The organism is Streptococcus sp. HSISS3, from assembly GCF_000448605.1.
In the GTDB taxonomy this organism is placed as follows: Bacteria; Bacillota; Bacilli; order Lactobacillales; family Streptococcaceae; genus Streptococcus; species Streptococcus raffinosi.
Genome location: NZ_CM002130.1, coordinates 1,918,173 through 1,929,669, shown reverse-complemented (window position 1 = coordinate 1,929,669; position 11,497 = coordinate 1,918,173). Strand labels below are relative to the sequence as shown.

Sequence of the window (11,497 nt, the reverse complement as noted above, 5' to 3'; positions counted from 1 at the left end):
AGAAATTAAGAAGAGTGGTGAGCTTCGTATCGCCGTCTTTGCGGACAAGAAGCCTTTCGGTTATGTAGATAGCAAGGGTGCTTACCAAGGTTACGATATTGAACTTGGTAACCGTTTGGCTAAAGACTTGGGTGTAAAACCTAAATACGTCTCAGTAGATGCGGCCAACCGTGCCGAATTCTTGATTTCAAACAAGGTAGATATTACACTTGCCAACTTTACAGTGACTGATGAACGTAAGAAACAAGTGGACTTCGCCCTTCCTTACATGAAAGTCTCAATCGGTGTGGTATCACCTAAAGACAAGGTCATCAAGGACGTTAAAGAACTTGAAGGTAAGACTTTGATTGTTACTAAAGGGACAACTGCTGAAACTTACTTTGAAAAGAACTATCCAAATATCAAATTGCAAAAGTATGACCAATACAGCGATGCTTATCAAGCCCTCCTTGACGGTCGTGGTGATGCCTTCTCAACTGATAATACCGAAGTTCTTGCTTGGGCTCTAGAAAATAAAGGTTATGAAGTCGGAATCACATCTCTTGGTGACCCGGATACGATTGCTCCAGCTGTTCAAAAAGGTAACAAAGAACTCCTCGACTTTATCAATAAAGACATTAAGAAACTTGGCGAAGAGAATTTCTTCCACAAAGATTATGAAAAAACACTTCACCCAACTTACGGTGATTCAGCTAAAGCTGATGACCTTGTGGTTGAAGGTGGCGAAGTGAAATAAGACTGGCAGTCTTCGTTAGAGGCAAGTCTTGCTTAATAAGAATAAAACAACCACTCCTGCTTCTAGCTAGACTAGATTTAAGCAGGAGTGGTTTTATTTGTTTTTATTTTTCTTTTGATCTTCCATTCAACGAAAAGGACATAGCTAAACAAGCCTCCAAACATACCAAATAGGAGATAGGGTTCCAGACGATCAAACAAGGTTATTCGTTGACCGTAAGGGGATTTAGAGCCATCTTTCCAGGTAATGCTCTTGTTTTCATCATCAATCCGTTTGTAGGATTCGCCATTATAGGTCAGATAATTGTCTTTACGGACATACATATTTAAATAGTTGTAGCCGTTCTTAGCGGGAAGGACTGAAAGCAGGCGCTCCTTGGCATAAACTTCGATGTAGAGGGTACCGTCATTAAAGCGTTTAATGTCATCGATGCGTGCATTTTTAATGAGGACATTTCCATCTTGAACAATCTCCCAATCAATCTTACTTCCCTTGCTACCTCTTTCGTAGGATATGGCAATCTGATGACTTTCAGATTGCCAAAGACCATAGATACTGTCTTTATACACGTTATGATCAAAGAAAATACCATAGATAATGAGTATAGGTAAGAGGATTAGGAAACCTATCCCAAAAATGTTGGCTAAACGGTCTGTAAAGTTATCCCAGCGTGCTCGCCACCCCGTTTTACGTTTTTGTTCTTTCCGATATGCTTTTTGTGACTGATACTTTCGGTTGAGATTCTTTCGGTCAGCGTATTTTCTTTTTGTTTGGTGTCTCATTGAGCTTCTCTATCCTCTTTTGCCGAGCCTCTATCACGATAAGAAATGAGCAAATACCCATAAGTATCAAATAGAAGGCTTCAAAAACCTCGTCTATAGTAGTTTTCCGTTCGTCATAAGGGCTGGTAGAACCATCTTTCCAAGTGACAGTCTTGTTCCCAGAGTCTATGCGCTTATAGGAGTCACCGTCGTAAGTGAGATAATTGTCTTTGCGAAGATAAAAATCCATGTAGCTGAAACCATCCTTGGTCGGGAGGTCAGTCAGGTAGCCTTCCACTGTATAAAGCTCCAAGTATAGGGTGCCGTCATTGAAGCGCTTGATAGGGCGAGTTCTAGCAGCATAGATAATATACTTACCATCCTGTACGACTTGCCAGTCGATATTTCCTCTTTTCCGGAGATGCTTATAGGAAATCGCTAACTTATGATGATCAGACTGCCAGAGACCATAAATGTTATCTTTGTTGACTGTATAATGATCGTAATAATAAAAACCACCATACAGCAGTGCTAGTATTATTAAGATGATCAATTCAGATGTTGGCTCTAGTAGAACTAGCTTTCTCCAATTAAAGTGCCACCTTTTGGGTTCTTCAATACTTTGTCAGTCACTTTTTCTGTTTTTCTCTTTGTTAGAGGGACGAATTGATTTTTTCTTTGTCATGCCTAATCCTTTCATCAACCATTGTAACAAATTCATCTCCCAAGCAAAAGCTAGGCCGATTTGTGATATAATTGGAGGGTATATTGAGAGACAAGAAAGCCTATTTTTTGTCAGATTTGTAAAAAATAAAACAGAGGATTTTAAGATGAAACTGACACTCCATGAAATTGCCAAGGTTGTTGGCGCTAAAAATGATGTCACTGCCTATGAAGATGTCGCTATTAACCAGATTGAGTTTGATAGCCGTAAGATTACAGCGGGCGATCTCTTTTTGCCACTTAAGGGTGTGCGTGATGGGCACGAGTTTATCCAAACAGCCTTTGAAAATGGTGCTCTAGCGACATTCACAGAAAAAGACTTACCAGCTGATCAAGCCCACATCCTAGTTGAGGATGCTCTTGAGGCCTTCCAAAAACTAGCTGCCTACTATCTTGAAAAGACTGGTGTTGATGTCATTGCGGTGACTGGTTCTAACGGTAAGACAACTACCAAGGACATGATTCATGATATTTTGGCAACGACCTACCGCACCTACAAGACCCAAGGTAACTACAATAACGAGATTGGTCTTCCCTATACCGCCCTTCACATGCCTGATGATACTGAAAAAATCGTCCTTGAGATGGGACAAGACCACATGGGTGATATTCACCTCTTGTCAACCTTGGCGAAGCCAAAAACAGCTGTTGTTACCTTAATCGGAGAGGCTCACTTGGAGTTCTTCGGTAGCCGTGACAAGATTGCCCAAGGTAAGATGCAAATGCAAGACGGTATGCCTGATGGCAGCCTCTTACTTGTGCCAAGTGATCCTATCGTAGATCCATTCTTGCCAAGCAATCTTGAAGTGGTACGATTTGGTGAGGGCTCTGATCTAACAATCTCTGACTTGACGGAATACAAGGATCACCTCACCTTCTCAACCAACTTCCTAGATGGACAAGTTACCTTGCCAGTCACTGGAAAATACAATGCCACAAATGCTATGGTTGCGGCTTATGTCGCTAAACACTGGGGTGTGACTGAGGAAAATATCTTCTCAGCTTTGGCTAACTTGCAACTGACAAAGAATCGTACCGAATGGAAAAAAGCAGCCAATGGCGCAGATATTCTTTCAGATGTTTACAATGCCAATCCAACAGCCATGAAGCTCATTTTGGAGACCTTCTCAGCCATTCCTAAGAATGAAGGAGGCAAGAAAATTGCTGTCTTAGCCGATATGAAAGAACTCGGTGAACAGTCTGTCCAACTTCACACGCAGATGATTCTTAGTCTAGCACCAGATGCTATTGATACGGTAATTTTCTACGGTGAAGACATTGCGGACTTGTCGCAACTTGCTAGCCAGATGTTCCCGATTGGTCATGTCTATTATTTCAAGAAGACAGCTGACGAGGATCAGTTTGACGCTATGGTTAAACGCATCAAAGAAAGCCTAGGCGAGCACGATCAAATCTTGCTCAAGGGCTCCAACTCTATGAACCTAGCTAGAGTTGTTGAAGAACTCCAAGCTAAGGATTAAGCTCTAAAACCTGCATTAAAGAGCTGTTTATGGAACTTTGAAGAAGTGGTGACCGAACTAACTTAAGGAAAGTCACAAAATAAGATTGCCTTAAATCAAAAGCCTGCTCGTTAAAGCAGGTTTTTGATTTACCTGAAATTTGATATAATAACGAGAATAGCAATTTTATCAGGAGAAGAGAATGAAGGATTTTTTTACAACGACCCAAACCCGGCCACCACAGATACCTTTGCCCTATTATCTGGTGATGCTAATGGTATTGGTGCTGCTGGCTTACCTGAGTTGGTCTTGGCATGCTAAAAAAGTTGGCGTCTGACTTTTCTAGGAGTTCAAGCCGTTCAACTGATTAGCCTTTACATTTGGTATATTTGGCAGGGATTTCCTTTAGATGATAGTCTCCCTCTTTACCATTGCCGCTTGGCCATGCTCGCCCTCTTGCTCCTAAAAGATAGTAAGGTCAAAACTTATTTTGCACTTATGGGCTTGGTTGGAGGCTCTTGTGCGATTATTCATCCCATATTTGATCCTTATGATTTTCCGCATATCTCCAGTATTTCCTTTATCATTGGGCATTATGCCTTATTGGTCAATAGTCTCAATTATCTTTTGAGGACCTATAAGACTCACCCTATTTCAAAGAATATGATTGTGACACTTACCTTGCTATTGAATCTCGGACTTGTAGTTGTTAATCATTTTGTTAACGGAAACTATGGCTTGTTAAGACATACCCCTTTTATCCCAGAGGCCTGGTTACCTATCAAATACCTTGCTGTTTCAGGAGCTTTGATTTTTCTTATGATAATTATGAAAAAAGGTCTGGAATATTTTGAAGAAAAGTATTGAATAAATGAAGGAACACGCCATCAGAAAGTTGATAGCGTGTTTTTTTATTTTATTTGTTTTATTCTAACACAAAACGCTTTCAAAATTGCTTTCACACTGTAATTTGGATATAATAAAAGAGCTGTGCCTGCGAGAATTATCGCAAGCCTTGACAACAAATGTAGCTTTCAAAAGACAGAAATTTTCTGAAAGAAGTGCTACAACGATCTTGCTTTTCGTTCTGGTAAAACCCTATTGCTATTAGTAGCTCTGGGACATGGGATTTTTGAGATTTACAAAGAAGCTGCTGACATCCATGCCACTAAGGAAAAGTATCAAAAAGATTATTTTTAAAGAAGAAAGAAAACTATGAGTATTCAAGACGAAATCAAAAAACGCCGTACTTTTGCCATCATCTCTCACCCCGATGCTGGTAAAACAACAATCACTGAACAATTGCTTTACTTTGGGGGTGAAATCCGTGAAGCTGGTACCGTAAAAGGTAAGAAAACCGGAAACTTTGCTAAATCAGACTGGATGGATATTGAGAAACAACGTGGTATCTCAGTAACCTCATCTGTGATGCAGTTTGACTATGCCGGCAAACGTGTCAATATCCTTGATACTCCAGGGCACGAGGACTTTTCAGAAGATACCTACCGTACCCTTATGGCGGTTGATGCTGCCGTAATGGTCGTTGACTCAGCCAAAGGTATTGAGGCCCAAACCAAAAAACTTTTCGAAGTTGTCAAACACCGTGGTATTCCTGTCTTCACCTTCATGAACAAATTGGACCGTGATGGACGTGAGCCACTTGACCTCTTGGAAGAGTTGGAAGAAGTGCTTGGTATTGCCAGCTATCCAATGAACTGGCCTATCGGTATGGGTAAAGCTTTTGAAGGACTTTACGACCTTTATAACGAACGCTTGGAGCTCTATAAAGGTGACGAGCGCTTTGCCAAGATTGAAGATGGTGATACTCTATTTGCCAACAACCCATTCTATGAGCAAGCTAAAGAAGATATTGAACTCTTGACAGAAGCAGGAAATGAATTCTCTGAAGAGGCTATTTTAGCAGGTGAATTGACACCGGTCTTCTTCGGTTCTGCCCTCACTAACTTCGGGGTTCAAACCTTCCTCGATACCTTCCTTAAATTCGCGCCAGAACCACATGGCCACAAGACCGTAGATGGTGATGAGATTGATCCTCTTAACAAGGATTTCTCTGGTTTTGTTTTCAAAATCCAAGCCAATATGGACCCACGTCACCGTGACCGTATTGCCTTTGTTCGTATCGTTTCTGGTGAATTTGAGCGTGGTATGAGTGTTAATCTAACACGTACTGGTAAAGGAGCTAAGCTCTCTAACGTCACTCAGTTCATGGCTGAATCTCGTGAAAATGTTGAAAATGCCGTGGCTGGAGATATCATCGGGGTTTACGATACAGGAACCTACCAGGTTGGTGATACTCTTACTGTTGGAAAAAACAAATTTGAATTTGAGCCACTACCAACCTTTACACCAGAATTGTTCATGAAAGTTTCTGCTAAAAACGTCATGAAACAGAAGTCTTTCCACAAGGGAATTGAACAATTGGTGCAAGAAGGAGCCATCCAGCTCTACACCAATTACCAAACAGGTGAATACATGCTTGGTGCCGTTGGTCAACTTCAGTTTGAAGTCTTCAAACACCGTATGGAAAATGAATACAATGCCGAAGTCGTTATGACACCAATGGGTAAAAAGACTGTGCGTTGGATTCAACCTGAGGACCTCGATGAACGCATGTCATCAAGCCGAAATATCTTGGCCAAAGACCGCTTTGACCAACCAGTCTTCCTCTTTGAAAATGACTTTGCCCTCCGTTGGTTTGCGGACAAATATCCAGATGTAACATTGGAAGAGAAGATGTAATACGGCACAAAAGATGACGATTTTAAATCGTTCATCTTTTGACGCTAGCCACTATCTTGTGGCTAGCTAGCCGTCTCACTAACTACGTCAGACGAATAATATCGATTCGTCTGACTTCGTGTCGTAACATCTTAATAATGATATCTACACTACATACTATGAGAGCGTGGCTAAGTCCCTTACTAACTCGAAAACGGAAAAATATCGTTTCCGTTTTCTCATGTCGTAATGCTATGTATAGTTTATGTAAATCGTTCATCTTTTGACGCTAGCCCCTATCTTGTGGCTAGCTAGTCGTCTCACTAACTACGTCAGACGAATAATATCGATTCGTCTGACTTCGTGTCGTAATATCTTAATAATGATATCTACGCCACATCTCTAAAATAACACAAAATATAGGACTATCTAATCAGATAGTCCTATATTTTTTATAACCCTAATAGTTATCAAGTATAGCTATGATTAATTACTTTAGATAATCACGATTATGATAAATCAAGCCAGCTTCCAAAAGTATGCAAATTGTTGATAGCCAGAAACTTGTTATAATTCCAAAACTTTCAGTAATAGAACTCATCAGAAAGACGAAAACTGAAAAAGCAAGGGTTGAAATGACTTCAAATACAGAATAAACATGTACTAACTGATTTTCATCCACAGTTTCTTGAAGAAAGACACTTTCAGGGACTTCTTTTAACTGAGAAAAGAAGCCGATTAAACTTGAGAAAATTAAAAATGTTTGTGTGTTTGAGAAAAAGAGGATACTGGCTGTGATGGTCGCCATTGCTAAGAGTGGAAAGAGAATACTTTTCCACTTATGAGCTAAAAACTTTTCGGATAGTTTGTAGACAATTATTCCACCTAAAATGATACCAAGGGAATAGGCTGTATTTGAGTAGCCCCAGTAACTTTCAGTTTGTTTTAACACCTCGGTTACAAAAACAAGGATTACAGATGACACCCAGATTGTATTGGAGAAGTCCTCTAATAAATTTGCTTGGACAAATAACTTTAATTTAGGATTTTTTGCAACTAACTTCCATCCTTTTACTAGAGTATCCAGATTAGTCTCCGCCTCTAACTGCTCTATTTTAGCCTGTGGGAGAAAGAGCATCACAGAAGTAGAAAGAAGATAAAGAAATAGGACTATCAACATTGTAGAAAATAGGCCAACCGAAGCGTAAAGGAGTCCTCCTAGTCCCCAACCAATCAATTGCACTCCCTCACCACTCATTGATAAGGCAGCATTTGCCTTTCCCAAATTTGTGGCATATCTAGGAATCATGGCAAAAGATACGGGCGACGCAAAGCCATCTAAGACAGAAATAGCGACAACAAAGATATACATTCCTAAGGCTGGAACAAATTGAGCCTTAAAGAGCATTACAAGGAGTATTGCTAATAGAAAAGTCTTTCCACATTGAGTGAATGAAAGAACTCTATTTAGGGCTAGTTTTTTAGTCACCAATGGCACTAGAAGGCTTGCCACGAAAGCTGATAATCCGATTAGAATGGGAACCATTGAGGTTGCAATAACGGGTTTTGTAATGACGTAGATATTTGCAATGAGAGATACCCTGAGAAAAATGTCAGCTAAGTTAGCAAATAATTGAGAGAGAAGTAATTTCAGAAAGGATTTAGACATATCGTTTCTCCATATCGGTTACCAAATCTGGAAATGAAATTGGATTCATATATTTATTAAACAAAATAATTTTACAAGAATAATAATCTTATTTAATAAATTCCTATATATGCTTTCTAACTATTTTCCTCTTTCAATTTTTTCAAATGTGCTTCATAAGTCTTTGCAATATGCTCGCTCCCTGCCAATTTCATGGCCCCAATATATTTTTTCATTTCGATAATGGACTGATTATTTCCTTCTTTTTTATATTGATAATAATTTTGTGCATATTGAAAAACCAATCGTTCATAAATTTCAGTCTCGATAAAAAAGCATTGGTTTAATTGTTTTTCGAAATACAGTGCATCAATGAGCTCTCCTCTTTCTATACATGTAATATAAACATTTAATAACATGGTTGATATCATGCGTCGATTATTAGGAATCTCTTTGTAAAAATCAGACCTTCTAGACATCTCCTTTGCCAAAACCATAAGAGTCTCATGGTTCAACACATCTAAGGTATTTGCAAAAATCAATAATTCATAATAACCCCAGTACTCAACACTAAATAGATAATCGGTTAAATCGGTTAGGTCTTGCTGTGTATAATAGCTTTCTCCCGATAAATCCTGCAAGCGAATTTTTAATAAAATAGTATTAATGTGATGAAACTTCTCTCGTTTAGGTTCTGATTCTAATTGAGAATTAAGTAACTTCTTTAATCCATCGATATCATGAGTTGATACAAAAAGTCGAATTTTTGACAATAGCTCATTCAGATCATCACGATGAAAATCATGGACAGCATACATGAATTCGTCAATAGGCATATTAATCTCGTCTAATATTAACATAAACTTTGTAATGGTTAAGTCTGTCTGTCCTTTTTCAAAACGAGACAGTTGAGATGTCGAGATACCAGCTTTTGCGACATCTTTTAATCGTATCCCTCTTGATTTACGAAATTTTTTAAAAATTGCTCCAAATTTTTTCATGGAAGCCTCCAGTTTGCATATATGGGAATATATATTTTTTGTATCTTAACATAAAATACAGGAAAACAAAAGTGAGGTTATTACTGTGAATAGGCAATGATTGCTGTTTTTTATAAACACACAAAAAACCATAGGACTGCCACTTAAGACTGTCCTATGGTTTCTTTTATTTTTCTGTATTGAGTAATCTGCCTAGGAATCGTTGCAGGGCGAAGAAAACAATAAGGCTTGCCAATGTTTCTCCTAGGAAAGATGAGCTATTGACAATGAGTGAATAGAGATAAGGGCTTTGTCCCTTAGGGGCATAGCTTCCCCAAAAGATGACACCGGCTATAAAGTGAATGAGGTAACGAGCAAAGCTACCAAGCAGAATCCCCCAAGTGATAAGCATCAGAGACTTAACTTTATGGCCTTGTTTAATGGCTTTATCAAGGGCTGGTTTGACTACACCACTGATACCAATCAGACTAAAGGCGACAAAATACTCCAGAAAACCTTGTGTCAAGGTCAGCCAACCACCGGCGGCTTGCCCTGTAACAACTTGAAGTAGCCCCCAGATAAGGCCTCCCATTGCACCGGCTTTAAGCCCCCAGCGAAAACTGAGGAGAAAGATGGGCACCATCTTAAAGGAAAGGGAAATCCAAGGGCCTAGTGACATGGGTTGAGTAACTAGGTCCAGGATATAAGCAATGGTTGCAAAGAGTGCAACCTCAATCATTGGTCGAATACTTGTTTTCGACATAAAAAAACCTCCTATACCAATCGTCTTGATTGGCTATTTTTGCCACATCAAAACGTTGTCATAGAAGTTCTTCTATTTCAATCTATTTTGAGACACATCCCTACGCAGGTCCTAACCTGATCAGGTGGTAAGAGTTTAGGCAAGTCTTGAAGAAAAAATTCAAGCTAGCCATTCTCAGCAATTGCTCCTCTTGTGACTCCTTAATTGTACTACTAGAAACCCATTTCTGCAAGTGTCTGAAATCCTAAAATTGTGGTATAGTTAAAGCAAGGATTATCTTTACAATAAAAAAGGAGAAATAACTATGGGACTTTTTTCAGGACTGCTTGGCAATGCGTCTAAGAAAGATAATGATAAGGTTGAGCGTCAATTGGAGGGTATCTTAATTCCAGGTGAACAAGTGGAGTTAGCCTATGTCCTTGTTCGTGACCTGATTGTTTTTACAGAGAAACGCTTGATTTTAGTCGATAAACAAGGTGTTACAGGGAAGAAGACTTCTTACAAGTCTATCCCTTATCACTCGATTTCTCGTTTTACTGTAGAAAGTTCGGGGCACTTTGACCTAGATGCTGAACTTAAGATTTGGATTTCATCAGCACTTGAGCCTGCAGAGGTCCTTCAATTTAAGAGTGATAATAATGTCTTTGAAATCCAACAAGCTTTGGCAGCAGCAGTGCTAGAGTAATGAGGAAGAAAAATGTTTATTGAAAAAGAACTGGGTTATAAGCGTCACTGGATTAATATCGACTCAGATATTATTTCTGAGCAATCCTATCTTTATACCAAGTATGATATTGATCAGGAAACCATAGAGTATGCTTTGGATAAAAATGAACGAGCTCACATGGACTACAATCGTGAGAATGGGACAATCACCTTTATCTATAACGTTCTGGCACTTGAAAAGGACAAGGAATACTATGAAACCATTCCTCTGACCTTTATTGTTCAAGATACGCGTTTGGTGACCATTAGTAACGAGGATAACGCTTATGTGATAAGCAAGATGCAAGATTATGTGGATAACCATGAGGATTTGTCTATCTACAAATTGCTCTTTGCAGGACTTGAGATGATTTCAAATGCCTACTATCCCGTCATTGAATGTTTGGATCAGCAAAAAGATGAGGTTAGTCGACGCCTAAGACAGACAACGACGAGTAAGAATCTTTACGATCTTTCAGATTTGGAAATAGGCATGGTCTATTTGGTGGCTGCAGCCACACAAAACCGTCTTCTATTGGAACACATCAAGGGGCACGCCATTTATCGTCGTCTCAATGAGGTCGAAAAAGAACAGTTTGACGATGCCATGATTGAAGCTAGACAGTTAGTAGCCATGACGGACCTCATTTCTAAGGTCTTACAGCAACTATCAGGTTCTTATAACAATATCCTAAACAACAATCTGAACAACAACTTGAGCAATCTGACCATTATTGAGGTACTCTTGGGAGTTCTTGCCGTTATTACCGGTTTCTTTGGGATGAATGTTCCTCTACCGTTTATGACTGTCAGTCCAGCCTGGATTTTCATCATTATCGGTAGTGCGATTCTTTGTTTGGTCTTGGCCCGCTACTTGCGTTGGTTGGTCCATAAATAATAATTAGTGAGTGAAACCGTCTTCTAAAATTGGAGGCGGTTTTAAAACGTTATTCACTGTCTTTTTATTCTTAAATATGATAGA

Annotated in this window: 11 protein-coding genes, 1 pseudogene and 1 riboswitch; of the genes and pseudogenes, 7 read left to right on the top strand and 5 right to left on the bottom strand. The window is 39.3% G+C overall.

Features of this window, described 5'->3' with window-relative positions; translation table 11 throughout:
- Window positions 1–736: cysteine ABC transporter substrate-binding protein (locus HSISS3_RS08835; RefSeq protein ID WP_042772102.1), on the top strand; the 736-nt coding region annotated here is incomplete at its 5' end.
- A 77-nt stretch (window positions 737–813) separates the two neighbouring features.
- On the opposite strand, the gene HSISS3_RS08830 is transcribed toward HSISS3_RS08835, so the two are convergent.
- On the bottom strand, window positions 814–1,518 hold the full coding sequence (locus tag HSISS3_RS08830; RefSeq protein ID WP_021152436.1) for a hypothetical protein: 705 nt from the start codon (window positions 1,516–1,518) through the stop codon (window positions 814–816).
- On the bottom strand, window positions 1,487–2,116 hold the full coding sequence (locus HSISS3_RS08825; protein WP_051176054.1) for a hypothetical protein: 630 nt from the start codon (window positions 2,114–2,116) through the stop codon (window positions 1,487–1,489). The genes HSISS3_RS08830 and HSISS3_RS08825 overlap by 32 nt, the downstream gene beginning before the upstream one ends.
- A 211-nt stretch (window positions 2,117–2,327) precedes the next feature.
- Here HSISS3_RS08825 and murF point away from each other — a divergent pair, with 211 nt between their 5' ends.
- The 4 genes and pseudogenes from murF (at window position 2,328) to HSISS3_RS08810 (ending at window position 6,440) form a co-directional block, all read left to right on the top strand.
- A complete protein-coding gene (gene murF, locus HSISS3_RS08820; protein WP_021152434.1) occupies window positions 2,328–3,701 on the top strand; it encodes a UDP-N-acetylmuramoyl-tripeptide--D-alanyl-D-alanine ligase in 1,374 nt (457 codons plus the stop codon).
- A 123-nt stretch (window positions 3,702–3,824) separates the two neighbouring features.
- Complete coding sequence (locus tag HSISS3_RS12400) at window positions 3,825–4,001, top strand: hypothetical protein (protein WP_021152433.1); 177 nt, start codon at window positions 3,825–3,827, stop codon at window positions 3,999–4,001.
- Window positions 3,931–4,547: pseudogene (locus tag HSISS3_RS08815) on the top strand (TIGR02206 family membrane protein). The gene HSISS3_RS12400 and the pseudogene HSISS3_RS08815 overlap by 71 nt, the downstream one beginning before the upstream one ends.
- A gap of 348 nt (window positions 4,548–4,895) precedes the next feature.
- Window positions 4,896–6,440, top strand: coding sequence for a peptide chain release factor 3 (locus HSISS3_RS08810; RefSeq protein ID WP_002884210.1), 1,545 nt, complete (start codon window positions 4,896–4,898; stop codon window positions 6,438–6,440).
- Window positions 6,441–6,909: 469 nt separating this feature from the next.
- Here HSISS3_RS08810 and HSISS3_RS08805 read toward each other — a convergent pair whose 3' ends face one another.
- The 3 genes from HSISS3_RS08805 to thiT all read right to left on the bottom strand — a co-directional run bounded on the left by HSISS3_RS08805 (window position 6,910) and on the right by thiT (window position 9,810).
- On the bottom strand, window positions 6,910–8,088 hold the full coding sequence (locus HSISS3_RS08805; protein ID WP_021152431.1) for a ryptide export MFS transporter: 1,179 nt from the start codon (window positions 8,086–8,088) through the stop codon (window positions 6,910–6,912).
- 116 nt (window positions 8,089–8,204) lie between these two features.
- Window positions 8,205–9,068 carry a helix-turn-helix domain-containing protein gene (locus tag HSISS3_RS08800; protein ID WP_021152430.1) on the bottom strand — a complete coding sequence of 288 codons (864 nt, stop codon included), beginning with the start codon at window positions 9,066–9,068 and terminating at the stop codon, window positions 8,205–8,207.
- Window positions 9,069–9,234: 166 nt separating this feature from the next.
- Window positions 9,235–9,810, bottom strand: a complete 576-nt coding sequence (gene thiT / locus HSISS3_RS08795) for an energy-coupled thiamine transporter ThiT (protein ID WP_021152429.1) — start codon at window positions 9,808–9,810, stop codon at window positions 9,235–9,237.
- Between the two features lie 80 nt (window positions 9,811–9,890).
- Window positions 9,891–10,011: riboswitch (TPP riboswitch) on the bottom strand.
- 103 nt (window positions 10,012–10,114) lie between these two features.
- Here thiT and HSISS3_RS08790 point away from each other — a divergent pair.
- Complete coding sequence (locus tag HSISS3_RS08790; RefSeq protein ID WP_021152428.1) at window positions 10,115–10,495, top strand: PH domain-containing protein; 381 nt, start codon at window positions 10,115–10,117, stop codon at window positions 10,493–10,495.
- A gap of 12 nt (window positions 10,496–10,507) precedes the next feature.
- Window positions 10,508–11,413 carry a magnesium transporter CorA family protein gene (locus tag HSISS3_RS08785; RefSeq protein ID WP_021152427.1) on the top strand — a complete coding sequence of 302 codons (906 nt, stop codon included), beginning with the start codon at window positions 10,508–10,510 and terminating at the stop codon, window positions 11,411–11,413.
- The last annotated feature ends 84 nt before the right edge of the window (window positions 11,414–11,497 follow it).